The organism is Streptomyces sp. NPDC041205 (assembly GCF_055591765.1).
In genome coordinates this window covers 212,628-237,830 of sequence record NZ_JBVIZH010000005.1, presented here as the reverse complement: position 1 = coordinate 237,830, position 25,203 = coordinate 212,628, and the positions used below count along the sequence as shown (strand labels likewise).

Annotated in this window: 17 protein-coding genes, 1 pseudogene and 2 CRISPR repeat arrays (1 of these 20 cut by a window edge); of the genes and pseudogenes, 12 read left to right on the top strand and 6 right to left on the bottom strand. The window is 72.7% G+C overall.

Going from position 1 to position 25,203, the window contains the following annotated elements:
* Positions 1-942: a CRISPR direct-repeat array (repeat unit 29 nt; unit sequence GTGGTCCCCGCGCGTGCGGGGGTGGTCCC) (it extends 1,040 nt beyond the left edge of the window).
* A 196-nt stretch (positions 943-1,138) separates the two neighbouring features.
* The 9 genes from casA to ACZ6BG_RS23545 all read left to right on the top strand — a co-directional run bounded on the left by casA (position 1,139) and on the right by ACZ6BG_RS23545 (position 13,948).
* Positions 1,139-5,998, top strand: coding sequence for a type I-E CRISPR-associated protein Cse1/CasA (gene casA / locus ACZ6BG_RS23585; protein WP_469004568.1), 4,860 nt, complete (start codon positions 1,139-1,141; stop codon positions 5,996-5,998).
* Positions 5,995-6,813 (top strand): type I-E CRISPR-associated protein Cse2/CasB, encoded by an 819-nt coding sequence (gene casB, locus ACZ6BG_RS23580; protein WP_469004566.1) that lies wholly within the window; start codon positions 5,995-5,997, stop codon positions 6,811-6,813. Before casA ends, casB begins: the two co-directional genes overlap by 4 nt.
* 113 nt (positions 6,814-6,926) lie before the next feature.
* Positions 6,927-8,126, top strand: coding sequence for a type I-E CRISPR-associated protein Cas7/Cse4/CasC (cas7e, locus tag ACZ6BG_RS23575; RefSeq protein WP_469004562.1), 1,200 nt, complete (start codon positions 6,927-6,929; stop codon positions 8,124-8,126).
* Positions 8,123-8,902 (top strand): type I-E CRISPR-associated protein Cas5/CasD, encoded by a 780-nt coding sequence (cas5e, locus tag ACZ6BG_RS23570; RefSeq protein WP_469004559.1) that lies wholly within the window; start codon positions 8,123-8,125, stop codon positions 8,900-8,902. Before cas7e ends, cas5e begins: the two co-directional genes overlap by 4 nt.
* Positions 8,902-9,690 carry a type I-E CRISPR-associated protein Cas6/Cse3/CasE gene (cas6e, locus tag ACZ6BG_RS23565; RefSeq protein ID WP_469004556.1) on the top strand — a complete coding sequence of 263 codons (789 nt, stop codon included), beginning with the start codon at positions 8,902-8,904 and terminating at the stop codon, positions 9,688-9,690. Before cas5e ends, cas6e begins: the two co-directional genes overlap by 1 nt.
* Positions 9,687-10,685, top strand: a complete 999-nt coding sequence (cas1e, locus tag ACZ6BG_RS23560; protein WP_469004554.1) for a type I-E CRISPR-associated endonuclease Cas1e — start codon at positions 9,687-9,689, stop codon at positions 10,683-10,685. The genes cas6e and cas1e overlap by 4 nt, the downstream gene beginning before the upstream one ends.
* On the top strand, positions 10,682-11,044 hold the full coding sequence (gene cas2e / locus ACZ6BG_RS23555) for a type I-E CRISPR-associated endoribonuclease Cas2e (RefSeq protein ID WP_469004551.1): 363 nt from the start codon (positions 10,682-10,684) through the stop codon (positions 11,042-11,044). The genes cas1e and cas2e overlap by 4 nt, the downstream gene beginning before the upstream one ends.
* A 149-nt stretch (positions 11,045-11,193) precedes the next feature.
* A CRISPR array of direct repeats spans positions 11,194-12,443; the repeat unit is 29 nt; unit sequence GTGGTCCCCGCGCGTGCGGGGGTGGTCCC.
* Positions 12,444-12,554: 111 nt separating this feature from the next.
* Positions 12,555-13,139, top strand: coding sequence for a MepB family protein (locus tag ACZ6BG_RS23550; RefSeq protein ID WP_469004549.1), 585 nt, complete (start codon positions 12,555-12,557; stop codon positions 13,137-13,139).
* Between the two features lie 68 nt (positions 13,140-13,207).
* Positions 13,208-13,948: a flavin reductase family protein gene (locus ACZ6BG_RS23545; protein WP_469005240.1), complete on the top strand. Its 741-nt coding sequence runs from the start codon at positions 13,208-13,210 to the stop codon at positions 13,946-13,948.
* 388 nt (positions 13,949-14,336) lie between these two features.
* Here ACZ6BG_RS23545 and ACZ6BG_RS23540 read toward each other — a convergent pair whose 3' ends face one another.
* A complete protein-coding gene (locus tag ACZ6BG_RS23540) occupies positions 14,337-15,758 on the bottom strand; it encodes an MFS transporter (RefSeq protein ID WP_469004547.1) in 1,422 nt (473 codons plus the stop codon).
* Between the two features lie 60 nt (positions 15,759-15,818).
* On the opposite strand from ACZ6BG_RS23540, the gene ACZ6BG_RS23535 reads away from it, so the two are divergent.
* The gene (locus ACZ6BG_RS23535; RefSeq protein WP_469004545.1) at positions 15,819-16,877 is read left to right on the top strand and encodes a GlxA family transcriptional regulator; all 1,059 of its coding nucleotides are present in this window, start codon (positions 15,819-15,821) and stop codon (positions 16,875-16,877) included.
* Between the two features lie 104 nt (positions 16,878-16,981).
* A complete protein-coding gene (locus ACZ6BG_RS23530) occupies positions 16,982-17,554 on the top strand; it encodes a GNAT family N-acetyltransferase (protein WP_469004543.1) in 573 nt (190 codons plus the stop codon).
* A 394-nt stretch (positions 17,555-17,948) separates the two neighbouring features.
* Here ACZ6BG_RS23530 and ACZ6BG_RS23525 read toward each other — a convergent pair whose 3' ends face one another.
* The 4 genes and pseudogenes from ACZ6BG_RS23525 to ACZ6BG_RS23510 all read right to left on the bottom strand — a co-directional run.
* The gene (locus tag ACZ6BG_RS23525) at positions 17,949-19,262 is read right to left on the bottom strand and encodes an MFS transporter (RefSeq protein ID WP_469004541.1); all 1,314 of its coding nucleotides are present in this window, start codon (positions 19,260-19,262) and stop codon (positions 17,949-17,951) included.
* 152 nt (positions 19,263-19,414) lie between these two features.
* Positions 19,415-20,464 carry a Zn-dependent alcohol dehydrogenase gene (locus ACZ6BG_RS23520; RefSeq protein ID WP_469004538.1) on the bottom strand — a complete coding sequence of 350 codons (1,050 nt, stop codon included), beginning with the start codon at positions 20,462-20,464 and terminating at the stop codon, positions 19,415-19,417.
* A complete protein-coding gene (locus tag ACZ6BG_RS23515) occupies positions 20,461-21,696 on the bottom strand; it encodes an acyl-CoA dehydrogenase family protein (RefSeq protein ID WP_469004536.1) in 1,236 nt (411 codons plus the stop codon). Before ACZ6BG_RS23515 ends, ACZ6BG_RS23520 begins: the two co-directional genes overlap by 4 nt.
* Before the next feature lie 140 nt (positions 21,697-21,836).
* Positions 21,837-22,745: pseudogene (locus ACZ6BG_RS23510) on the bottom strand (SDR family NAD(P)-dependent oxidoreductase); the annotation flags it as partial.
* A 137-nt stretch (positions 22,746-22,882) separates the two neighbouring features.
* Here ACZ6BG_RS23510 and ACZ6BG_RS23505 point away from each other — a divergent pair.
* Positions 22,883-23,803 (top strand): cyclase family protein, encoded by a 921-nt coding sequence (locus tag ACZ6BG_RS23505; RefSeq protein WP_469005238.1) that lies wholly within the window; start codon positions 22,883-22,885, stop codon positions 23,801-23,803.
* A 576-nt stretch (positions 23,804-24,379) separates the two neighbouring features.
* Here the strand turns inward: ACZ6BG_RS23505 and ACZ6BG_RS23500 are convergent.
* Entirely contained in the window at positions 24,380-24,850 is a 471-nt protein-coding gene (locus ACZ6BG_RS23500) for an ATP-binding protein (protein WP_190116156.1), read from the bottom strand.
* Positions 24,851-25,203: the final 353 nt, after the last annotated feature.

Genomic DNA, 25,203 nt, shown 5'->3' with positions numbered 1-25,203 from the left:
GGTCCCCGCGCGTGCGGGGGTGGTCCCGACCTCCGCGAACTCGTCGGGCGGGCGTACGGGTGGTCCCCGCGCGTGCGGGGGTGGTCCCGGCTGGGCGAACGGGCCGTTCGCGGTGAAGCTGTGGTCCCCGCGCGTGCGGGGGTGGTCCCGTCAACTTCCGCCTCAACTTCGCCAAGACCCCGTGGTCCCCGCGCGTGCGGGGGTGGTCCCAAGCTGGCCGTCCTCAACGAGGCCATCCAGCGGTGGTCCCCGCGCGTGCGGGGGTGGTCCCGGCGTACCCAGGCGGCAAGTGCTCCTTGAGGCGTGGTCCCCGCGCGTGCGGGGGTGGTCCCGGAGCCGGAGCAACCGCACTGCCCGCCACCATGTGGTCCCCGCGCGTGCGGGGGTGGTCCCCGCTCCTGGGCGGCCCGGTCCCGCTGGTCGCCGTGGTCCCCGCGCGTGCGGGGATGGTCCCATGACCGCGTCGCCCATGCCGCTGTTCGTCGAGTGGTCCCCGCGCGTGCGGGGGTGGTCCCCCGAGAGGCAGGAGTGCCTTGGGGTCCTTGCCGTGGTCCCCGCGCGTGCGGGGGTGGTCCCTCGCAGCGCAACGACGGGTCGACGGAACCGAGGTGGTCCCCGCGCGTGCGGGGGTGGTCCCAACGCCTACGCGCTGGACATCACGCTGGCGACGTGGTCCCCGCGCGTGCGGGGGTGGTCCCGCACGAAATGGTGGAGGGTAAGGAATGACGGAGTGGTCCCCGCGCGTGCGGGGGTGGTCCCTCCCTGCTCAACTACTGGAATCCGTCCGAGTAGTGGTCCCCGCGCGTGCGGGGGTGGTCCCGACGAGGGCCCAGTCAAGGATCTCGTCGACGAGTGGTCCCCGCGCGTGCGGGGGTGGTCCCGGCTTCCTCGTGCGCCACGAGCACGAGTGGGGGTGGTCCCCGCGCGTGCGGGGGTGGCCCCATCACCCGCTGGACCATCTCGGCCCGCTACCTGTGTTCCCCGCGCGTGCGGACAGATCCCCGGTGCCGCCCTACCGCCGACACCGGGGCACCCACCACCCGGGACAGGCCCCGCACCCGTAGCACCTCACCACCCACAATTGGCCACTTTCCCGCAGCTGCGCACGCACAGTGAGGCAGGCATGTTTCATGCACCCATGAGTCCGACCGTCACGGATGCTTCGGTGCCGTTCAGCGAACTGTCTGCGGCCGCACGTCGCGTGTGGGCGAAGCACGAGCGCGCGTCGGACAGTTCGCTGCCCCTGTGGAGGCACATGGCGGACAGTGCCGCGGCGGCCGGGCAGTTGTGGGAGCGGTGGGTGCCGCGGGGCGTCGTGGAGTTGGTGGCCAAAGCACTGCCCGGGGGCAGGGAGGACGCCCTGCGGCTGGTGCGGTTTCTGGGGGCCGCTCATGATGCCGGGAAGGCGACCCCCGCGTTCGCCTGCCAGGTCGAATCGCTGGCTGGGCTGATGCGGGACGCCGGGCTCGACATGCGGATGGAGAAGGAGTACGGGCAGGACAGGCGGCTCGCACCGCACGGGCTTGCCGGGCAGTTGCTGTTGCAGGAGTGGATGGCGGAGCGGTTCGGGCTGGGCGGCCGGGTGGCCGGGCAGTTCGCGGTGGTGGTCGGGGGGCATCACGGGACGCCTCCCGAGCATCAGCAGATTCACGATCTGCAGCTGCGGCCGCACCTGTTGCGGCATCTGGGTGCGAGCGAGGCGACATGGCGCCGCGTGCAGTACGAACTGATGGACGGCTGTGCCGATCTGGCGGACGTGACGGACAGGCTGCCCAAGTGGGGCAGTGTCCGACTGCCGCAGCCCGCTCAAGTTGCCCTGACCGCCGTGGTGATCCTGGCCGACTGGATCGCCAGCTCGCCCGAGCTGTTCCCGTACGACCCGGAGACATGGAGACCGGAGGGACCCGTCGGGGAGCGGCGGCGATTGTGGGCGGCCTGGGAAGGGCTCGCCCTGCCAGGGCCGTGGACACCGACGGACCTGCAGGGCACTCCCGAGGAGCTGTTCGCCCAGAGGTTTCCCCAGCTCGCTGGTGCGGAGATACGGCCCGTGCAGGCGGCAGCCGTACGGCTGGCGCGAGCCATGCCCACGCCAGGCCTTGTGGTCATCGAGGCGCCGATGGGAGAGGGCAAGACGGAGGCGGCCCTCGCGGCGGCGGAAGTCCTCGCCGCGCGTTCCGGGGCCGGTGGCGTGCTGGTGGCGCTGCCCACCCGGGCGACCAGCGACGCCATGTTCTCCCGGGTGATGGCGTGGCTGGACCGGCTTCCGGCGGACGGAGAGGACGGGGAGGACGGGGAGAGGGAAGCGGGGCATTCGGTCGCTCTCGCGCACGCGAAGGCCGCACTCAACGACGAGTGGGCCGGACTGCTGGACAAGGGACGGCGGGCCGTCGTCGCCGTGGACCGCGACGGTGACGAGGCCGCTGAGCGCGCAGGCGTGCGGCCTGCCGGGCTCCACGCCCACCAGTGGCTACGAGGACGGAAGAAGCAGCTCCTCGCTTCCTTCACGGTATCCACCATCGACCAGGTGCTGTTCGCCGGACTGAAGAGCCGGCATCTCGCGCTGCGGCACCTCGCCGTGGCCGGGAAGGTCGTCGTCATCGACGAGGTGCACGCGTACGACGCCTATATGGGGCGGTACTTGGACCGGGTGTTGGAGTGGCTGGCCGCGTACCGCGTACCGGTCGTGCTGCTCTCGGCGACCCTCCCGGCGGCGCGCAGGCAAGCTCTCATCGCCGCCTACTCAGGCAGCGACGGCGGCGGAGGGCCTGGCGGGGGTGGTGTGGATCAGCTCACCGACACCGCGTATCCGCTGATCACCGCGGCCGCCCCCGGACACCAACCAATCACTTCCACTCCCCCGGCCGCCTCCGGCCGCCGCAGCGAAGTGCTGGTCGAACGGCTCGACGACGACCTCACCGCTCTAGCCGACCGGCTGGACAGCGAACTCGCCGACGGCGGCTGCGCCTTGGTCGTCCGCAACACGGTCAACCGCGTGCTGGAGGCCGCCGACGAGCTGCGGGCGCGGCTCGGTGAGGACGTGGTGACCGTGGCCCACTCCCGGTTCCTCGCCGCGGACAGGGCCGCCAAGGACACTGCTCTGCTGGGGAAGTTCGGTCCGGACTCCGCGGAGCGGCCGCGACGGCACGTGGTGGTGGCGAGCCAGGTGCTCGAGCAGTCGCTCGACGTCGACTTCGACCTGCTCGTCACGGACCTGGCCCCGGTGGACCTGGTGCTGCAACGCATGGGGCGGCTGCACCGGCACGCCCGGTCGAGGCCCCCGCGTCTGGCGCGGCCGCGTTGCCTCATCACGGGGGTGGCGTGGGATGAGGATCCGCCGAAGCCCGTGGCCGGGACACTGGCCGTCTACCGGAGCGAGCACACCTTGCTGCGGTCCCTGGCCGTACTCGGACCGTTCCTGGGCGGAGAGCCTTTGGTGCTGCCCGATGGGATCAGCCCTCTCGTGCAGGCCGCCTACGGCGAGGGTCCCGTCGGCCCGGACAGGTGGACGGACCGGCTGGCCGCGGCACGGGTCGAGCACGAACGGCTGCTCGCGGAGAAGCGCAAGGAGGCCGAGGGATTCCTCCTCGGTCCGGTGCGGCGGCCGGGACGGCCGGTGTACGGGTGGCTCGAGGCACACGCCGGTGAAGCGGACGACGAACGTGGCGGTCGCGCTCAAGTCCGGGATTCCGAGGAGACGTTGGAGGTACTGGTCATCCAAAGGCAGGCCGACGGTCGGCTCACCACCGTGCCGTGGCTGGACGGTGGCGCCGAGGGTGGGCGGGGTTGCCTTGAACTGCCGACCGACTTCCCGCCTCCGCGCCGCGCCGCCGAGGCGGTGGCGGCGAGCGCCCTCACGCTCCCGAGGTACTTCAGCACTCAGTGGATGATCGACCGGAGCATTCCCGAACTCGAGCGTTTCCTGGTCCCCGCCTGGCAGGCCAAGGAGTGCCCGTGGCTCGCGGGCGAGCTGATTCTCGTTCTGGACGCCGATTGTCAGACCCGTCTGTCAGGCTCTCTTCTCACCTACAGTCCGGTCGACGGACTGCGGGTGGCGCTTCCCGGCGCGGCGGCGGACGACCGCCGAGTGACGGATGCCGGGCCAGAGGAGCAAGCAGAGAGGGAGAGCCCAAGCAGTGGGGATTTCAGGGGACTTACCACGCATGACGGCCTCGGCGTCACTCAAGGCCTCCTTGCCCCGGGTACCGCACACCCGGAGTCGCCGGAGGCCTCGATGACGGCTCAGGACGCCGGAACCCCGTCCTTCGACCTCGTGTCCTCGCCGTGGATTCCTGTCCAGGGCGCCGACGGCACTGTGGAAGAGGTCTCGTTGCTGGGCCTCTTCGAGGGGGCCCACAGCCTGCGGCGGCTCGTGGGGGACGTACCGACTCAGGAACCGGCCCTGCTGCGGCTACTGCTCGCGATTCTGTACGACGCGCTGGGGCGCACGGCCGGTGCGAACAACTCTCCCGGATTTCCTGCAGAGTTGGAGGACTGGGAAGACCTCTGGCTGGCGACCGACCCGTTCGCCGCGGTGCCGGAGTACCTGGAACGGCACCGGGACCGCTTCGACCTCTTCCACCCCGAGCACCCGTTCTTCCAGGTGGCCGATCTGCGCACCGCCAAGGACGAGCTGGCTCCGCTCACCCGCATCGTCGCGGACGTGCCCGTCGGTGACCCCTTCTTCGCCATGCGCCGCCCCGGGATCGACCGTCTTTCGTACGCGGAGGCAGCCCGGTGGCTCGTGCACGCCCACGCCTACGACACGTCCGGGATCAAGTCCGCCATGGTGGGCGACGAGAGAGGAAAGGCGGGCAAGGTCTATCCGTTGGGCGTGGGGTCGCTGGGAGATCTCGGCGGGATCTTCGCCGAGGGTGACACGCTCCGGGAGACGCTGCTGCTCAACCTCATCGCGCTCAAGGAGGTGTACGGCTCAGGCCTGCCGGGCACGGCTGACGACAGGCCGGTGTGGCGGCGCCCGCCGCTCGGTGCCGCGCCCCGCGACGACGTTCCCGGCGGGCCGCACGGCCTGCGGGACCTGTACACCTGGCAGACCCGCAGGATCCGCCTGCACCCCGAGGCGGGCGCGGTGACGGGTGTGGTACTCGGTTACGGCGACCCACTCGCCCTGCCCTCCCCCTGGACGACGGAGCCGATGTCGGGCTGGCGACGCAGCCCCTCCCAGGAGAAGAAGCAGCAGCGCCCGCTGGTGTACACCTCCCAGCGGCACGACCCGAGCCGGGCGGCCTGGCGCGGGCTCGCTTCCCTGCTGCCCGCGCGCCAGCAGGAGACGGACACCGCGAGACGCGGTGACCCGGCGGCCACCCAGCGCTCCGGCATCACTCGTTGGATCACCCAGGTGATCACCGAGGGCGATGTCGCCCCCGGCAAGCTGGTGCGACTGCGGCTGATCGGGGCGAGGTACGGCACCCAGCAGTCCGTGATCGACGAGATCGTCGACGACTCCGTCGTCCTGCCGATGGTCACCCTGCACGAGGCGAATCCGGTCTACGGCGCCGCCGCCGTGGATGCCGTCAGCGACGCCGAGAACGCGGTCTCCGCGCTCGGACAGCTCGCCACGAACCTCGCCCGCGCCGCGGGGACCGATCCCACCTCCGCCACCGACACCGCGCGCGACATGGGTTTCGGAGCGCTCGACGGCCCGTACCGCGCATGGTTGAAGGACCTGCTCGCCCACCCCGATCTGGACACCGCTCGCCAGGAGTGGCGCGCGACGGTACGACGACACGTGACGCGCCTCGGCAGCCAACTCCTCAATTCCGCGGGACCCGCCGCCGACGAGGGACGTCTCGTGGACATCCCAAGGCTGGGGGTGCGGCTGCTGGACGCGGGCCGCGCCGAGAGCTGGTTCCGCACCCGGCTCCACAAGATCCTCGGCCCGCCCACGGTACCGTCCCCCGCCGGAATTCCGGCGGCGCGCTCCTCCGTCGCCGCCTCCTCCCGAACCTCCCGTGACGACCGTACGGAGGCAGACCGATGACATCAGCGCCCAGGGCCGCCATGCCCACGCTCGCCCGACAGGCGGCCGAGGAGACCATCGGCCGCCTGCAGACGGGGTACCGAACCCATCTCCCGGCTTCGGTCGCCGCCGTCGCCAGGCTGCGCCGCGAGGCCGGACGGGATCCGCACGGCACACCCACCAGTTGGGGCCTGGACGACTTGGAGGCGCTGACGAGGCTGCGTGACCAGGCGGCGCGACGTGCGGAGGACGACTCGGCGGACCCGGTCCCGTACCCGAGGGTGAGCCGACGGGAGGAGGATCAGGAGCGGGAGGACCGGGCGGTCCACCTGGCGGTGGCCCTCTGGGCACTACACCAGCAGTCGCTGCGCGAGGAACCGATGCATGTGCCTCGCTGGACGCTCGGCCGTGCCGCACGGCGCCTGGCCGAGGGCAGGACGGGCACGCAGGACCGTGCCGACAGCACCGCCCCCGATTCCCCCGGCGCCATGAGCGAGCGCAAGCCGCCCGCGGTGGTCCAGGACACCGACCTCAGCTCGTCCGTCCGCACGCGCTTCGTACGCATCGGCACCTCGACCGACGTGGAAACCCTGTCCGTACGGCTCCGCGAGATGGTGCTGCTGCTGCGTTCGGCCCGCATCCCCCTGGACTACGGCCTCCTCGCCGGTCAGCTCGACCGCTGGCAGCAAGCGGCATTGCAGGCCGACGTCAGACGGGAGTGGGGGCGGGGCTTCCACCGCGTGTACGCCCCGTCCGGGTCGGACGGGGACGGGGAGGCGGCACCCGACTCCCCGTCCGAGGCCGCGGATCCCACAGCCTCGGATCCGGACGAGTAGCGCCCAAGGGACCTCGTAGCGCCATGGGACCCATGTGTCCGAGGGTCCTCTCCATGCAGCCATCTGCCTGTCGCGGGTGAAGCGCGGGCAGTCCCGAGAAGAACGGAACCACGGTGACCCGGACCATCCTCGACATCCACATCCTGCAGACCGTCCCGCCGAGCAACCTCAACCGCGACGACACCGGAACGCCCAAGTCAGCCGTCTTCGGCGGGGTGCGACGGGCCAGGGTCTCCAGCCAGGCGTGGAAGCGCGCCACACGCAAGACGTTCGACGACCTGCTGCCGGCCGAAGCGCTCGGGGTCAGGACGAAGAAGGTCGTCGAGGCGCTGGCCGAGCGGATCGTCGCCAGGGACAAGTCGCTCGAGTCGGTGGCTCTCGACTTGGCGGCCAGGATGATCGAAACAGCCACGGGCTCCAAGGTCGCGGCGCCGGGGCGGAAGTCGAAGAGCGGTGCGGACACTCCCGCGCCGCCCGAGTCCTCGTACCTGATGTTCCTGAGCAGGAGGCAGTTGGACGCGCTCGCCGAGCTGGCAGTGACGGGCAGCGCCCCCGCCGGTGACGTGAAGACGCTCGAGGGCCATCTCAAGGTCAAGGCGAACAAGGCGCACGCCAAGCAGGCTGTGGACACGCGGCATTCCGTGGACATCGCGCTGTTCGGACGGATGGTCGCGGACTCCGCGGACCTCAACGTGGAAGCAGCGGTCCAGGTGGCGCACGCCATCGGCGTGCACAAGTCGGAGATCGAGTCGGACTACTACACAGCCGTGGACGACCTCAGCCCGGATGAGGAGTCCGGCGCCGGAATGATCGGCACCGTCGACTTCAACTCCGCGACGCTCTACCGCTACGCGGCCGTGGACGCCGACGAGTTGCAACGCAACCTCGGCGCCGGGCTCCGGGACGACGAATCACCGAGCGCTCCCGTGGAGAAGGCCGTCGGCGCGTTCCTGGACGCCTTCATCACCTCACTCCCCACCGGGAAGATCAACACCTTCGGCAACCACACCCTGCCCGCCGCCGTCATCGTCAAACTCCGCGACCGCCGCCCCGTCAGCTTCGTCGGCGCCTTCGAAGAGCCGGTGCCGCAGGGGGCCGGCGGCGGCTTCCTGCGGGAGAGTTGCGCCCGCCTCGCCGCGTACGTACCGGAGTTGGAGCGCCAGTACGGCATCGAGTCCGCCGAGCACAGCTGGGTCTTCCGGGTCGGTGACGACACGAAGGCGCTTGCCCCGCTCGGTTCCGGTGTCACCCTGGAGACCCTGCTGCGGGATGTGACGGCCACGGTGGCGCGACGGCTGGGGTCCGGGGCATGACCGTGCTGCTGCTGCGGCTCGCCGGTCCTCTGCAGTCGTGGGGGTCGGCAGCCCGCTTCGCCCGCCGCAGCACGGAGAACGCGCCCACCAAGAGCGGAGTACTCGGCATGCTGGCCGCCGCCGAGGGCAGGCCGCGCGACGCGGACCTGTCCGACCTCGTGGCTCTGCGGTTCGGCGTGAGGATCGACCAACCCGGTTCCCGCCTGCGGGACTTCCACACCGCCCACCACACCGACTCGGGCAAGGCCATGCCGCTGTCCGAGCGGTTCTACCTCAGCGACGCCGTCTTCGTCGCCGGAGTCGAGGGGGACGCGGCGCTGCTCCACCGCCTGCATAGGGCCGTGCTCACGCCGCGGTTCCTGCCCTTCCTCGGCCGCCGGTCCTGCCCGCCGTCCCGCCCGCTCGACATGGGCCCGCCGCAGGAGGACATCAGCTTGGAGGACGCGCTGCGCGACGCGCCATGGCAGGCGTCCCCGTGGTACGTGGAGCAGACGGAGCGGGCCGCCCCGCGCGGCGCGGCCGCTGTCGGGCCCGAAGCCCTTGACCTGCTCCTGGACTGCCCGCCGGGCGAGACCCCGCACCTGTCCCTGCGGGACACCCCGGTCAGCTACGACCCGCGCCACCGGCAATACGCGCTACGAGGCGTCCTCACCCGGCACGTCGATGCCCCGCCGCGCAAGCCCCCTCCCCCGGCCCCGCCCGAGCACGACCCGACGCCCGGGCTGCGCCGCATCGACACGACCGGACCGGCCGATCCGCCCTCGAGGACGTCCTGATGTACCTGACCCGCTTCCGCTTCAACACCGGCCGTCCGCAAGCCCGTCGGCTCCTCGGGTCACCCCACCTGCTCCACGGGGCAGTCAACATGTCCTTCCCCGAACCGCCACCCCGGGACGGCGGGGGGCCGCGCGTACTGTGGCGCGTCGACCCCACCGCCGCCGGACGCGCCGACTTGTTCATCGCCAGCCCCGGCCGCCCCGACCTGACACACCTCGTCGAGCAGGCGGGCTGGCCCGGTCTCGAACAGCGGGGATGGGACACGTTCGCGTACGGCGAGTTCCTGGACGCACTCGCGGCAGGTGACAGCTGGAGCTTCCGCCTCACCGCGAATCCCGTCCGCAACGTGCGCAGGCCGGAGGACGACCCGAAGTCCCGTACGAAGCGCACCGCGCACGTCACCCCGACGCAGCAGATCGGCTGGCTGCTCCAGCGCCAGGAGTCGGCCGGTTTCGAGATCCTCCGCACGCCACCCGAGCAGCGCCTCACCGAGCACGGTCACGAGCACCAAGTGGTCGTGCACGACCGCCTTCCCCTGCAGTTCCGCAAGGGGAACGCGGAGGGCGCGGAGGGCGCGGTGGGCCCCAACAGCGGCGTGGGCCGTCAGAAGACCAAGAGCAGGAAGCCCGGTGGCCCGCCGCCCGTGCAGTTCACTCGGGTCACCTTCGACGGGCGGCTTCGCATCACCGACCTGGAGGCCTTCCGCCGCACCCTCACGCACGGGCTCGGCAAGGCGAAGGCGTACGGCTGCGGCCTGATGACCCTCGCCCCGGTACCGGCCTCATGAGCACCGTCAGCGGCCGGGGCGCCTCCTCACCGCGTGAACTGACCCGGGTCGCCGACCGGATCTCCTTCATCTACGTGGAGCGGTGCACGATTCACCGCGAGGACAACGCCATCACGGCCACGGACGCGGAAGGTGTCACCCACATTCCCTCCGCCGCCATCGGAACGCTGCTCCTGGGCCCGGGGACTCGCGTCACCCACCAGGCCATGTCCGTGCTCGGCGAATGCGGAGCCGGAGTCGTCTGGGTCGGCGAGCAAGGCGTCCGCTTCTACGCGGGCGGGCGGGCACTCACCCGCTCGTCCCGCCTCGTCGAGGCCCAGGCCACCGCATGGGCCAACCGCCGTATCCGCCTTGAGGTGGCACGGGCGATGTACCGGCTGCGCTTCCCCCAGGACGACCCATCGGCCCGGAACAGGCAGGAACTCCTGAACATGGAGGGCCGCAGGGTCAAGGAGTGCTACCGCCGTGAATCCGCCCGCACCGGCGTGCCCTGGCGCCGACGCGAGTACCACCACGGTGACTTCACCGCCGGTGACACCGCCAACCAGGCCGTGACGGCGGCCGCCCAGTGCATGTACGGGATCGCCCACGCGGTCGTCGCCGCCCTCGGCTGCGCACCCGGCCTCGGCTTCATCCACTCCGGGCACGAACGCTCCTTCGTCCTCGACATCGCCGACCTCTACAAGACCGAGATCGGCATCCCCGCCGCATTCGACGCGGCGGCCCAGGGCGACGACGACATCGCCTCCCGCACCCGCCGGGCCCTGCGGGACCGCATCAACACAGCCGGGCTCCTCGACCGTTGCGTGAGGGACATCAAGGGCCTCCTCGAACCCCACAGTCGTCCCGGACCGGACGAGACGGCGGACCAGGTGACCCTGCAGTCCGACGGCGACCGGCACGTCGAGGGCGGCCGCAATTACGGCGGCCCGGCACCGGCAGAATCCACGGCGGTCTCCACCGGGGCTCCCGCCGGGGAGGAACCGCTCTGGTGACCGTCATCGTCCTGGCCAACTGCCCCGCCGGACTACGCGGATTCCTCACGCGCTGGCTCCTGGAGATCTCCCCCGGCGTCTTCCTCGGCGCGCCCTCCGCCCGCGTCCGCGACATCCTGTGGCAGGAGGTCCGCGAATACCGTGGAAAGGGCCGCGCCCTCCTCGCCTACCAGACCGACAACGAACAGGGCTTCGCCTTCGCGACCCACGAACACGCCTGGCACCCCACCGACCACGAAGGCCTCACCCTCCTCCACCGCCCCGCACCCCGACCCCCCACCCCCGGAAACACCCCGGCAGGCCCACCCCACCAGGGCTGGAGCAAGGCAGCCAAACGCCGACGCTTCGGCAACCGATGAAGGGCCTGCGGCGAGTGGCGTGGGTGGGGGCTGCACGGACTCCTGGTGCGACGGTTTATATACCTCTAGGAATAGATAGGCGAAATGCCGAGAACGCAAGAAGTGGGGAAAACGCCTTAGCGGGAGGGTGAAGCCGCAGGTGGCGGCCTGTGGTCCCCGCGCGTGCGGGGGTGGCCCCTGGGCACCGGTGACTACGCCTGGCCCGGCGCCGTGGTCCCCGCGCGTGCGGGGGTGGCCCCTCGCGCTCGATCGCGACAGTGATCGCGACCTTGTGGTCCCCGCGCGTGCGGGGGTGGCCCCTCCCTCTCAGCGAAGCGACCCCGCAGGGGACCGTGGTCCCCGCGCGTGCGGGGGTGGCCCCGCGGGCTGTCTTCTCGAGCTCGGTCGCTTGGGGTGGTCCCCGCGCGTGCGGGGGTGGCCCCGCGGGCTGTCTTCTCGAGCTCGGTCGCTTGGGGTGGTCCCCGCGCGTGCGGGGGTGGCCCCCGACTCCTCAAAAACGACGCCCGCGCCGTCGAGTGGTCCCCGCGCGTGCGGGGGTGGTCCCACCGGTGGACGCACAATCAACGCGTCCGCGGGGGTGGTCCCCTTGCGTGCGGGGGTGGTCCCTCCGCCGCCACCTCAGGCGACATGAGCATCCCGTGGTCCCCGCGCGTGCGGGGGTGGTCCCGACGACAGGACGCTGCTCGACTTCAGTGGCCTGTGGTCCCCGCGCGTGCGGGGGTGGTCCCCGTTCGTCAAGAAGATCCGCAACCGGCAGATGGTGGTCCCCGCGCGTGCGGGGGTGGTCCCTCGCCCGTCTCGTTCTGCACACGGGAGTTGAGGTGGTCCCCGTGCATGCGGGGGTGGTCCCTTGCCGCCCAGCGCTACCGGGAGGCCGAAGCCGTGGTCCCCGCGCGTGCGGGGGTGGTCCCTTGCCGCCCAGCGCTACCGGGAGGCCGAAGCCGTGGTCCCCGCGCGTGCGGGGGTGGTCCCCCGACGCGTCCGCCGGGCCGTCGGAGGAATGAGTGGTCCCCGCGCGTGCGGGGGTGGTCCCCAGACCAGAGCCGACGTGCGAGCCGGCGAGCAGTGGTCCCCGCGCGTGCGGGGGTGGTCCCACCGCCGTGCAGCCCGACCTGACCGGGCACGTGTGGTCCCCGCGCGTGCGGGGGTGGTCCCCCGAGCCGGTGCTGGCACGCGAGATCGTCGTAGTGGTCCCCGCGCGTGCGGGGGTGGTCCCGGCATCCGCTCAGTGGTCTCTACCGTCATCAAGTGGTCCCCGCGCGTGCGGGGGTGGTCCCTTGTGGCCGGTGATGTACTTCTGCCGGAACGCGTGGTCCCCGCGCGTGCGGGGGTGGTCCCTGGGTGCCGTTGGCGTCGCACAGGACGGTGGAGTGGTCCCCGCGCGTGCGGGGTGGTCCCGCAGGCTTGACCGCATTCCGCCACAGCCACGTGTGGTCCCCGCGCCTGCGGGGAAGGCAGCCCCACCCTCTCACCAAACAGACCCTCCCCAGCACGCTGACAAGATGGACGAATGGCAACGAAATCCGGGACCCCCTCACCCCCCGGCCCCCACACCCCGTCCCCCTGGCCCGACCCAGGCCCGCCCCGCCTCGGCCCCGTCCACGACGACCTCCTCGCCACCAAAGCACTCCTCTACGACCCCCTCGGCCTCACCTGCTCCCAGCCGACCCCCGAACCCGAGAGCGCCGAGTACGGGGCGTACGCCTTCACGCTGGACGGGCTGGACGTGCGGTTCCGTGTGGCCAAGACGACGCCCACCAAGGTGGGGCAGTTCGTCACCGTGTGGCAGCGGTCCGAGGAAGGGCCGATCCGGCCGTTCGACGACGCGGACGGCGTCGATCTGTTCGTCGTCAGTTGTCGTGACGGGGACCGGTTCGGGCAGTTCGTGTTTCCGCGCGATGCGCTCCGGCGGCGCGGCATCGTGTCCCACGGCGGCGTGGGCGGGAAGCGGGCCTTCCGCGTCTACCCGCCGTGGGTCACCACCAGCAGCCGCCAGGCGGGGAGCACGCAGGTCTGGCAGCAGGCCTTCTTCCTGTACGTGCCCGAGGGCGGCAGCCTGGACTCCGAGCGGGCCCGGAAGCTGTACCACCCGTAGGCGCGGGCCAGTCCGGCGTTGCCCCAGGGCTTCCGATCTGACGGATCGTCAGGTTCACTGGAAGCATGATGGGACACGCAGGGATGGCGGCCACCGTCGTCCGGTACCTGAGGTCGGTCGGGGCCCCGACCACCGCCGCCCAGCCGGTCGAGGCGCTGCCCCGGCCACATCTGCGGGCCGTCCGCGAGGACGAGCGCGCACCGGTCGACGCGGCCGAATTCCGGCGGGTGCTCGGGCACTTCGCGACCGGCGTGACCGTGGTGACCGCCCCGGCCGCACCCTCGGCCGCCCCGGCCGCACCCTCGACCCCCTCGGCTGCCCCAGCCACACCCTCGGCCACCCCGGCCGCCCCCTCGGCCACCCCGGCCCCCGCGGGCCCCGCCGGCTTCGCCTGTCAGTCCTTCGCCTCCCTCTCCCTCACCCCGCCCCTCGTCTCCTTCATGGTCGCCCGCACCTCCACCACCTGGCCCCGCATCGCCCGCGCGGGCGTCTTCTGCGTGAACGTCCTGGGCGCCGACCAGGGCGCCCTGTGCCGGGCCTTCGCGGTCAGCGGGGCGGACAAGTTCGCGGGGGTCGACTACGACGCCGCCCCCGTTACCGGGTCGCCCCGGCTCGCGGGCGCCCCGGCCTGGATCGACTGCGTCGTGCACGCCGTCCACACCGGCGGCGACCACCTCATCGTCGTCGGCCGTGTGGAGGCGCTCGGCACCGCCGAAGGTGCCGACGAGGGCGGCAGCGAGGGCGCCGCCGCGCCCCTCCTCTTCCACCGCGGCGCGTTCGGCGGCTTCACCCCGCACGCCGCGGAGTAGCCGCCCGCACGCCACGGACATGCCCCCGAACAGCCGCCCACACGCCGCAGACACGCCCCCGAACAGCCGCCCACACGCCGCAGACACGCCCCCGAACAGCCGCCCACACGCCGCAGACACGCCCCCGAACAGCCGCCCACACACCGCAGACACGCCCCCGAACAGCCGCCCACACACCGCAGACACGCCCCCGAACAGCCGCCCACACACCGCAGACACGCCCCCGAGCAGCCGCCCACACGCCGGGATGCGGTCGCCCTCGCGCCGCGAAGTCGGGCCGCCCCGACGCGAAGTGGGGCCGCCCCGCCGCGAAGTCAGGCCGCCCCGCCGCGAAGTCAGGCCACCCCGCCGCGAAGTCAGGCCGCCCCGCCGCAAAGTAGGCGCCCCCTCACACCACCAACTCCCCACCCCCCACCCCCCTCCGTCGAATCACCAACACCATCAGCGCCGCCGCCGCACACAGCGCCCCGGACGCGTACCAGACCACGTCGTAGCTCCCGAAGACGTCCCGCGCCACCCCTCCGAGGAACGCGACCACCGCCGCTCCGACCTGGTGCGACGCCAGGACCCAGCCGAAGACGATCGCACTGTCGTCGCCGTAGTGTTCGCGGCACAGCGCCAGCGTCGGCGGCACCGTGGCGACCCAGTCGAGGCCGTAGAAGATGATGAAGAAGACCATCGGCGGGTGCACGGTCGGTGCGAGCAGCATCGGCAGGAAGAGGAGCGAGATGCCGCGCAGGCCGTAGTAGACCGCGAGCAGGCGGCGGGACTCGAAGCGGTCCGTCAGCCAGCCGGAGGCGATCGTGCCGACCACGTCGAAGACGCCGATGACCGCGAGCAGCGACGCCGCCGCGGTGATCTGCATGCCGTGGTCGTGCGCGGACGGTACGAAGTGCGTGCGGATCAGGCCGTTCGTCGAGGCGCCGCAGATCGCGAACGAGCCCGCGAGCAGCCAGAACGGCCCCGTCCTCGCCGCGTCCGCGAGCACCCGCAGCGTCCGCCGCGCCGCGCCCCGCGTGGGCTCCGGCTTCGGCGTGAACTCCCCTCCGTACGGGGCGAGTCCGACGTCCGCCGGATGGTCGCGCAGCAGCAGCCACACGAACGGCACCACGACCAGCGCGGCCAGCGCGACCGTCACCGACGCCGGGCGCCACCCGTGCTCGTCCACGATCCACGCGCACAGCGGCAGGAACACCAGCTGGCCGGAGGCCCCCGCCGCCGTCAGGATGCCCGTGACCAGGCCGCGCCGCGCCACGAACCAGCGGTTGGTGACCGTCGCCGAGAAGGCGAGCGCCATCGATCCGGTGCCGAGGCCGACGAGCAGGCCCCAGTAGAGCATCAGCTGCCAGCTCGCCGTCATCCATACGCTGAGCAGCGCACCCGCCGCGACCAGGCTCAGCGCCGCCACCACGACCTTGCGGATGCCGAAGCGGTCCATGAGCGCGGCGGCGAACGGCGCGGTCAGGCCGTACAGCGCCATGTCGATCGAGACCGCGAAGCCGATCTCGCCGCGCGACCAGTCGAACTCGTCGTGCAGCGGGTCGATGAGCAGGCCCGGCAGGGAGTTGAAGGCGGCGCCGCCGATGATCGTCACGAAGGCGACGGCGGCGACGAACCAGGCCCGGTGGATGCGGAACTTCCGGGTCCGGCCGCCGCCGTCTCCCTCCCGCGGCGGCTGCGACTGCGGCTGCGACGGCCCCGCCTGCGACTGCGGCGAGTGCGCGTGCGAGTGCGGCTGCGGCTGCTTCGACAGCTCCGGCCCGGTGGTCCGCACCCGCGGATCGGTTGTCTCGTTCACGTCACACAGCATCCGCAGCAGCGGCCCTCACCATCGAGTGGCCCAAAGGACAGCATTCGCTAGGATCGGGCCATGAGCGAAGCCCGGGAGCGAACCGCGGAGCAGCGGGAGCGAACCGCGGAGCAGGCGGAGCAGCGCGCGCCGACGCGGCGCCACCGCGTCGTCGTCCTCGCCCTCGACGGCGTCATCCCCTTCGAGCTGGGCATTCCGCAGCGGATCTTCGGGCGGGCGCGGAACTCCGCGGGCGAGCGGCTGTACGACGTCGTGACCTGCTCCGCCCGGCCGCCGGGCCCCGTCCGCACGGACGCGGACTACGCGATCCTCGTCGAGCACGGCCCGGAGGCCCTTGCCGAGGCGGACACGCTCGTCGTCTCCGCCTCGTACGAACTGGGGCCCGTGTACGAGGAAGGCCGCCTCACCGGCGAACTGGCCGCCGCCCTCGCCCACCTGCGGCCCGGCGCCCGCCTCGTCTCCATCTGCACCGGCAGCTACGTCCTGGCCGCCGCGGGCTGGCTGGACGGGCGGCCCGCGACCACGCACTGGTCGTCGGCGGACCACTTCCAGCGGCTGTTCCCGCGGATCAAGGTCGACGCGGACGTGCTGTTCATCGACGACGGCGACGTGCTGACCTCGGCGGGGGTCGCCGCGGGCCTCGATCTGTGTCTGCATCTGGTACGCCGTGACCACGGCACCGCGGTCGCCAACGAGGTGGCCCGGCGCACCGTCGTACCGCCGCATCGCGACGGCGGGCAGGCCCAGTACATCCAACGACCCATCCCCGAGCCCCAGTTGGCGACGACCACCATGGCGCGGGCGTGGGCGCTCGGGCGGCTGCACGAGCCGATCCAGCTGCGGGACATGGCCGAGCAGGAGGCGATGTCCGTGCGCACCTTCACGCGGCGCTTCCGCGAGGAGGTCGGGGTCAGCCCCGGGCAGTGGCTGACGCGGCAGCGGGTGGAGCGGGCGCGGCACCTCCTCGAATCCAGCGACCTGTCGGTCGACCAGGTCGCGCGGGACGCGGGGTTCGGTACGGCGCAGTCGATGCGGCAGCACTTGCAGGCGGCGCTCGGCGTGACCCCGACGGCGTACCGTCGGACGTTCCGGGCGGAGGACACGCGCCAGGACCACTGACGGCGTGCCCGCCGACTACCTGCCGACAATGGGCGCACGGCCAGCACAGAGGCCGAAGCACGAGCACGACGCACGAAGCACGAACATCGGGGAGGGCGCCGACCATGTACGCGATATCCCTGGGAGCCGACGGTGCGGAGCTGCGCCCGTTGGAGCCCTGGCAGGCCGAGGAGTTCCTGGCCCACATCGACCGGGGGCGGGAGTTCATCGGGCAGCACAACGGCCTGCCGGACGTCGTCCACGACCTGGCCTCCGCTCGGGCCTACCTCCAGGCGTACGCCGACAAGGCCGCCACCGACACCGGCCGGATCTGCGGCATCCACCTGGACGGCGAGCTGGTCGGCGCGGTGATCCTGCGCACCATGGACGTGGCCCAGGGCACCGCCGAGGCGGGCTGCTGGCTGGAGCCCGCGGCGGCCGGCAGGGGCCTGGTGACCCGGGCCGCCCGCGCCCTCATCGACTGGGCCGTCGAGGACCGCGGCATCCACCGCGTCGACTGGTGGGTCTCCTCGGCCAACACCCCCAGCATCGCCGTCGCCCGCCGCCTCGGCATGACCCGCGACGGCATCCTCCGGGAGAGCTATCTGTACCGGGGGCAGCGGCACGACGAGGAGATCTGGTCGGTGCTCGCACCGGAATGGCGGGCGGCGAAGTCGGCGCCCAAGCGGATGAGTTGAGCCCCGGCCACGGGCAGGGGCGCCCGTGGTCCCCGCCACATGCGGGGTTGATCCCGTCTTGAGCCGCGGCTCGTCGGCGAGGATGTTGTGGTCCCCGCAGCCTGCGGGGGTGGCCCGATGACGCCCTTCGAGATGCTGGGCCGGATCGGGTGGTCCCCGCGATCGCGGGGCTGGTTCCGTCGTCAACAGGATCAACCTGTTCGGAATCGTGTGGTCCCCGCGCAGCGGGGGTGGTCCCCGGCTGCGCACCTCGACGCTCGAGCGGGACGAGCGGTCCCCGCACCTGCGGGGCGACGAGCCGGGGCCCACAAGCCCAGATGGCACGGCCGACCCAGCGCCCGCGCGGGGTGCCGCTCCCCGTCCCGGGCCGAACCCCGCACCCTCCCCGAAGCCTTCAGCGCCTCCGCCCCGACCCGGGGCCCTCCGCGTCCACCACACCGTCGGCCGCACCCACGGCACCGTCCGTCGCACCCACCGCACCGTCCACCGAACCCACCGAACGGTCCCCCGCACCACCCCCCGAACCCGCCGCGATCCCTCCACCGCCCACAGGCCCGGGCCGCACCTCCGCCAGCGTCCCCACCAGGGTCAGGACGACCGTCAGCGCGACCCCCGCCAGGATGGCCGTCGACGGGGTCGTGACGCTGAGGAGGCCCCCGGCCATGGACCCGCTGACGGCGTAACCCGCCCCCACCGCCGCGTACATCAGGGAATAGCCCGCCGCCAGCGCGCTCGGGGGCAGGACCTCGCGCAGGGTGAGGTTGCGGGTGAGCATCGAGCCCGCCTGGAGGAATCCGGCGCAGGCGAGGCCGACGGCCAGCCATGTGGCTGTCGGCAGGACGGCGACGGCGGCCAGGCAGCCGCTGACGCCGAGCATGCACACCAGGCTCTGCGTGCGCAGCCGTCCGGGCCACTTCCGCAGCCCGTACACGAACGAACCGGCCGCCGAGCTGACCGCGAGACCGGCGAGGAGCGGGCCCGACATGCCGACGGATATCTCGCGTTGCTCCAGGAGCGCGGGCAGCACCAGCTCGGCGAGGGCGAGCAGGGAAAGGCCCGCCGCGCCGGTCACGTACACCGGCCAGGCGCGGGCCATGATGCGGAGCATCGGCTCGCCGTCCCGGTCGGACTCGTCCGCCTTCCAGCCGACGGGCAGCAGCCAGAGCCCGGCCACGGAAAGCGCCATCAGGACGGCGGCCAGGAGCAGGGGCAGACCGGGTGCCACGCCGAGCGCGAGGCCCGTGACGGCCGCGGGCGCGACGGCCCATATGCCGAAGACCAGGACGGACTCGGCGGACATGGCCTGCGCCACGGCCCGCTCCGGGACCAGGCTGTTGAGCAGCGCGCGCAGCCCGCCGGGCGCCGCACCGGGCGCACCGCCCGCGACGAACGCGCAGGCCGCGAGCACCACGGCGGGCGCGTCCGGCAGCGCGCCAAGGACCGCGAACCCCACCGCGCCCACGCCGAGGCCGACGGCCAGCTGCGGCCGCGCCCGCTCGGCCCGCATCCGCATGCCTAGGAGCGCGGCCCCCGCGATCTCGCCGATCACGTACACCGCGGCCAGGATCGCGCCCAGCGCGTACCCGCCGTCCCGCTCGCGGACCAGGAACACCACGGCGAGGGGCGCCATGGCCACGGGCATCCGGGCGCCCACGGCCACGGCGGCCCAGGCGAGGGTCCCCCGCGACGCGATCTCGCGATAGCTCATGCGTACGAAGGTAGGACACCCCACTGACATCGCCCCACGGCTTTTCCCTCGGGGGCGGAGGGGGCCGGGACTCGGGCATGAGGTCCGGAACTTGGCTACGAGGTCCAGAACTCGGCTACGAGATCCGGACCTCGGCTACGACGACGGCGGGGTCAGAACACCAGCACCCCCCGAGCCACCCTCCCCACCTCCGCGTCCCGCCGCGCCACCGCGAACTCCTCCACCGGATACGTCCGCGTCACCAGCTCGTCCAGGAGCAGCCGCCCGGCCAGATACAGGTCGGCGTACAGCGCGAAGTCCCGCTGCGGGCGCGCGGAGCCGTAGCGGCAGCCGAGGATCGACTTGTCCAGGAACAGGGACGAGACGAGGAACGACGCCTCGGCCGTGGCGGGCGGTACGCCGAGCAGGACGGCCTGGCCGCGGCGGTCCAGGAGGTCGACGGCCTGGCGGATCAGCTCGACGCGGCCGACGCACTCGAAGGCGTGGTCGGCGCCGTTCGGCAGGATGTCCGGCACTCCCTCCGCGGACGGCAGGAAGTGCGTGGCGCCGAACTGCCGCGCCACCGCCTCCTTCTCGGGGTTGGCATCGACGGCGACGATGGTCGTGGCTCCGGCGATGCGCGCGCCCTGGAGGACGTTGAGGCCGATGCCGCCCGTGCCGATGACGACGACGGAGTCCCCGTACGCGACTCGCGCGCGGTTGAGCGCGGCGCCGACGCCGGTGACGACACCGCAGCCGATGAGGGCCGCCGAGGTCAGCGGGATCTCCTTGGGGATCCGCACGGCCTGCACGGCCTTGACGAGGGTGCGTTCGGCGAACGCCGAGTTCGCGGCGAACTGGTAAAGCGGCTTCCCCGCGCGCGAGAACGGCTGTTGGGGCATCCCGATGGCCTTGCGGCACATGGTGGGGCGGCCCCGGTGGCACTGCGCGCAGGCCCCGCAGTTGGCAATGGTGGACAGGGCCACGTGGTCGCCGGGCGCGACGTGCGCGACCCCTGGGCCGACCGCCTCGACGACACCCGCGCCCTCGTGCCCGAGGACCACGGGCGGCGGGAACGGAATGGTGCCGTCGATCACCGACAGGTCGCTGTGGCACAGCCCGGCCGCCGCGACGGCGACCAGGACCTCCCCGGGTCCCGGGTCGCGTATCTCCAGGTCGTCGACGACCTCGACCCGCACCCCGTCGAACACCACGCCCCTCATGGCGTACCCCTCACCGGCCCCTTGGCCTCTCTCGGCAGTCCGAGCACCCGCTCGGCGATGATGTTCCGCTGGATCTCGTCCGAGCCGCCGTAGATCGTGTCGGCGCGGGAGAACAGGAACAGGCGCTGGAGCGCGTCCAGTTCGTACGGGGCATCCGCGCTCCAGTCCGCGGGCCCGACGGCGGCGGCCGTCCCGCGTACGGTCATCGCCAGCTCGCCGAGCCGCTGGTGCCAGCCGCCCCACAGCAGCTTCGCGACGCTGGGCGCGCCCGCGACCCCACCGCCGTTCCCCAGCGTCCGCAGCGCGTTCCACCGCATCACCCGCAGCTCCGCCCACTGCCGCACGAGCCGGTCCCGCAGCACCGGATCCGCTGCCGTCCCGCCCCGCAGCGCCTCCTGTACGACCCGCCCCAACTCCTCGGTGAAGCCGATCTGCTGGGCCAGCGTGGACACCCCGCGTTCGAAGCCGAGCAGCCCCATGGCGACCCGCCAGCCGTTGCCCTCGCCGCCGACGACGTGGGCGGCACGCGCGTGCGCCCCGTCGAAGAAGACCTCGTTGAACTCGCTCGTGCCGGTCAGCTGCCGGATCGGGCGTACGTCGATACGGCCGGGCTGGTCCATGGGCAGGAGCAGGAAGGACAGGCCGTGGTGGCGGCGCGATCCGGGCTCGGTGCGGGCCAGGACGAAGCACCAGTCCGCCTCGTGCGCGAGGGACGTCCAGATCTTCTGTCCGGTGATCCGGTACGTCCCGTCGGCGTCCCGCACGGCCGTGGTGCGCAGGCCCGCCAGGTCGGATCCGGCGCCGGGCTCGCTGTACCCCTGGCACCACAGGGTCTCGCCGCGGGCGACGGCCGGCAGGAACTCGTCCTGCTGCTCCTTGCTGCCGTGCGCGAGAAGGGTGGGCGCGAGCAGGTTCTCGCCGATGTGGCCGCAGCGGCCCGGCGCGCGCACGCGCGCGTACTCCTCGGCCCAGACGACCTGCTGGGTCAGCGTGGCCCGCCGGACGCCGTACGCGGCCCCGTCGGCACCCTGGTCCGTGTCCCAGCCGATGCCGATCCACCCGCCCCGCCCCAGCTCCCGCTCCCACGCCCGCCGCACGTCCCCGCGCTCGTGCTCGCTGCCGGGCCCACCGCGCCCCGCGGCCCCCGCGAACTCCCCGGTCAACCGCTCCTGGAGCCACTCCCGCGCCTCCCGCCGGAACGCCTCGTCGGCGGCCCCGAACTCGAAGTCCACGGCGCGGCCTAGGCGTCGGGGCGGGAGGAGGGGGCGGGGGCGGCACCGGGTCCGACACCTGGGCCGGAGGCCGCGCTGGAGGCCGCACCAGCACCCGTTCCGGAGCCCCCGACGCCCGGCCTCCCTCCAGGCGCCGCCCCCGCGTTGGGCCGCTCCTTGGCCGCCGCGGCCCGAGCCATCTCCTCCAGCTTCGTGAGCAGCGGCATCGGGTCCGTGCCGACCGTCCCGGGCAGGAATTCCGCGATCCGCTCCGGCGTCCAGCCGCCCTCCGCGTACCCGGCGCGCAGCTCGCGCGGCTGCGCCCAGACGGCGATCTTGGGTCCCGCGATGGTGTACACCTGACCGGTGATGCGCTCCTGGCGCGCGCGGTCGCTGAGCAGATAGACGACGAGCGCGGCCACGTCCTCGGGGTCGCCGATCTCCGTCAGTTCCATGGGGACGTTCGCGGACATCCGGGTGCGTGCGACGGGGGCGACGGCGTTGGCGGTGATGCCGTACTTGTGCAGGCCGAGGGCCGCGCTGCGGACCAGGGAGATGATGCCGCCCTTGGCGGCGCTGTAGTTGGCCTGGGCGACGGAGCCCTGGTGGTTGCCGCTGGTGAAGCCGATGAGGGTGCCGGAGCCCTGTTTGCGCATGACGGCGGACGCGGCCCTGAAGGCGGTGAAGGTGCCCTTCAGGTGGGTGGCGATGACCGGGTCCCACTCCTCCTCCGCCATGTTGAACAGCATGCGTTCGCGCAGGATCCCGGCCACGCACACGACGCCGTCCACGCGCCCGAAGCGGGCGAGCGCCACGTCCACGATCCGCTGGCCGCCCGCCATCGTGGAGATGTCGTCCACGACGGCCACCGCCTCGCCGCCCGCCGCCTCGATCTCCTTGACGACGGCCGCGGCGACCTCGCTGGTGGGCTCGGCGCCCTCGACGGACACCCCGTAGTCGTTGACGACGACCTGCGCGCCCTCGGCCGCCGCGGCGAGCGCGACCGCCCTGCCGATGCCCCGTCCGGCGCCGGTGACGGCGACCACCTTGCCTGCCAAGAAGTTCCCCACACCGGCCCCTTCCCGCGGTTTCTGACGGACCGTTAGATTTTATGACCCGTCAGACACCGGAAGACAAGCCCCGGGGAGCACTCATGTCAGCGCCGTCCGACCCCGCGGCCGCCGCGGCCGCGCCATCCGCCCCGCCCATGCCGCCCGAGTTCCTCGACATCGCCAAGCGCGTCAACAACTGGGGCCGCTGGGGCGCCGACGACGAGATCGGCACCCTGAACCTGATCACCGACGAGGTGGTGCGCGCGGCCGCGGCCACGGTCCGCTCGGGCCGCCGGGTGCCGCTCGCGCTGCCGCTGCGCCGCGACGGCGTGCAGACCGGCTCGATCCCCGGCCGCGTCAATCCGCTGCACACGATGGTGCAGATCAACCAGCCGCTCTTCGGGCCCGGTTCGGTCGCGACGAGCGACGACGTCGTCACGATGGGCCTACAGGCGGCCACGCACTGGGACGCACTGCCGCACGCCTCGCACTCGGGCCTGATCTACAACGGCCGCCCCGCGGACACGATCACCGCGCACGGGGGCGCCCGCTTCAGCGGCATCGGCACGGCCGCGTACGTCGTCTCGCGCGGCGTCCTGCTCGACGTGGCCCGCGCCAAGGGCCTCGACCGGCTGCCCGCCGAGCACGCGGTGACCCCCGAAGACCTCGACGAGGCTGCGGAGTTCGGAGGTGTCGCCGTCGGCGCCGGGGACGTCGTCCTCGTACGGACGGGGCACGTCCAGGCGTATCTGGCGGGTGACCGGCGCGGATACGGTTATCCGTCGCCGGGCCTTTCGGTGCGGACGCCGGAGTGGTTCCACGCGCGGGACGTGGCGGCCGTCGCCAACGACACGCTCACCTTCGAGATCTTCCCGCCGGAGATCGAGAACCTGTGGCTGCCGGTGCACGCCCTGGATCTGGTCGAGATGGGCATGCCGCAGGGCCAGAACTGGAATCTCGAAGAGTTGTCCACAGCCTGTGGAGAAGAGCGCCGCCACAGCTTCCTGCTGTCGGCGACCCCGGAGCCCTTCACCGGCGCGACGGGCGCACCGGTGGCACCGGTCGCGGTCTTCTGAGTCGGCGGACCCCGGGCGGGTCCGCGGGCCCCGGGTCCGAGCATGGACCTCCGGGTCGGAGTTCGGGTGGCGGCGCGTCGGCGCCCGCCCCGAGCGCTGTACCGCGCGCCGCCATCCGGCTCCGGCGTACGAGCCCCCGCCCCCCTTCTGCCCTGAAGGAGCGCCACGCCGAATCACGACCCGCACCTCGCCAAGGACCGGGCCACAGGCGCCAGCGCCCCTCGGCGTCCCCTCGCGGCGAATCGCTGCCCACCAGCGTGATCAATTGGTCACAGTACGTCAACACCGAGTCGGGGATTTATGGGGTTTGCCGCTTTTACCCCCGCCCGCGCACGGCCGCGCATCGGGGCACGGGACGGCGCATACGACGGCACACCGGGCGGCGCGGGTGCGCGGGGCGGCGGGCGACCGCGGAGGGAGGCAGACGGGGAGCGGGGGCGGCCGGGGGTCACACGGATTCGCCCTGGGGTCACATGGTTTCGTGCGGGGGGTCGCACGGCTGCGGGCGGGTCCGGAGGTGACGTCGCGCCGGTGCGGCGAGGGCGGTGCGGGGTTTCGCGAGCCGCGGCGCGGGCGCTACACCGCTTCGTACGCGACGTCCTCGTGGGTGGTGCCGTCGAAGGTGACGGCGGGGGTACCCGCCTCGCACCGGTCGACCTCGCACCAGATGCTCTTGCCGGTGCCCTCGTGGCGCCAGCCCCAGCGGTCGGCGAGTCCGTCGACCAGCTCCAGGCCGCGGCCGTTGGTGTCGTCGCCCTCGGCGTGCCGGGGGCGGGGCGGGCGGGCGCTGCGGTCGGCGACCTCGACGCGGACGGTGCCGGGCTCGTCGGCGGGGACTCCGGGCAGCAGCATGCGCAGGACGGCCGGACAGCCCGTGTGCACAACGGCGTTGGTGACCAGCTCCGAGATCAGCAGGATCAGCGTCTCGGCCACCGGCTCGTCGGCAGCTATGCCCGACCCGGCGAGCCGTGACCGGGCCCATCTGCGGGCCCGGCCCACTTCCGCGGGATCGGGACCGACTTCCAGCTGAACTTGAAGCACCTGCACCGCTCACACCATCCGAACCGGCGGACACATCGCCTCGTGACTCCACAAGGTCACAGAACGTGAAACCCTTGAGAACCAGCATGGTTGACGTTCAGTCACCCCAACAAGCGCTTCGGGCATATTCCAGCGCGAAGGAGTACGCGTGCGGCATACTGTGCGACGCGCGCCGCAGGGTGTCGAACAGGCGGGCGCTCGGCCTCGTCCTGCGCGGCGAGAGGAGCGCGTTACCAGGCACGGAGTTGCCTCGGGGGCAACACCGGCACAGCTCGGCCTCAGGACCTCTCGCATCTGACACAAGGTACCGGAGCCGGGCGCCGACTCCGCGTCGCGACGAGTCACGCCTAGGACACAAC

What these genes read in the sequence shown, in the direction of transcription:
- casA (WP_469004568.1), top strand. Translation starts at nt 1,139, where the DNA reads ATGAGTCCGACCGTCACGGATGCTTCGGTGCCGTTCAGCGAACTGTCT.
- casB (WP_469004566.1), top strand. Translation starts at nt 5,995, where the DNA reads ATGACATCAGCGCCCAGGGCCGCCATGCCCACGCTCGCCCGACAGGCG.
- cas5e (WP_469004559.1), top strand. Translation starts at nt 8,123, where the DNA reads ATGACCGTGCTGCTGCTGCGGCTCGCCGGTCCTCTGCAGTCGTGGGGG.
- cas6e (WP_469004556.1), top strand. Translation starts at nt 8,902, where the DNA reads ATGTACCTGACCCGCTTCCGCTTCAACACCGGCCGTCCGCAAGCCCGT.
- cas1e (WP_469004554.1), top strand. Translation starts at nt 9,687, where the DNA reads ATGAGCACCGTCAGCGGCCGGGGCGCCTCCTCACCGCGTGAACTGACC.
- ACZ6BG_RS23550 (WP_469004549.1), top strand. Translation starts at nt 12,555, where the DNA reads ATGGCAACGAAATCCGGGACCCCCTCACCCCCCGGCCCCCACACCCCG.
- ACZ6BG_RS23545 (WP_469005240.1), top strand. Translation starts at nt 13,208, where the DNA reads ATGGGACACGCAGGGATGGCGGCCACCGTCGTCCGGTACCTGAGGTCG.
- ACZ6BG_RS23540 (WP_469004547.1), bottom strand. Translation starts at nt 15,758, where the DNA reads ATGCTGTGTGACGTGAACGAGACAACCGATCCGCGGGTGCGGACCACC.
- ACZ6BG_RS23535 (WP_469004545.1), top strand. Translation starts at nt 15,819, where the DNA reads ATGAGCGAAGCCCGGGAGCGAACCGCGGAGCAGCGGGAGCGAACCGCG.
- ACZ6BG_RS23530 (WP_469004543.1), top strand. Translation starts at nt 16,982, where the DNA reads ATGTACGCGATATCCCTGGGAGCCGACGGTGCGGAGCTGCGCCCGTTG.
- ACZ6BG_RS23525 (WP_469004541.1), bottom strand. Translation starts at nt 19,262, where the DNA reads ATGAGCTATCGCGAGATCGCGTCGCGGGGGACCCTCGCCTGGGCCGCC.
- ACZ6BG_RS23520 (WP_469004538.1), bottom strand. Translation starts at nt 20,464, where the DNA reads ATGAGGGGCGTGGTGTTCGACGGGGTGCGGGTCGAGGTCGTCGACGAC.
- ACZ6BG_RS23505 (WP_469005238.1), top strand. Translation starts at nt 22,883, where the DNA reads ATGCCGCCCGAGTTCCTCGACATCGCCAAGCGCGTCAACAACTGGGGC.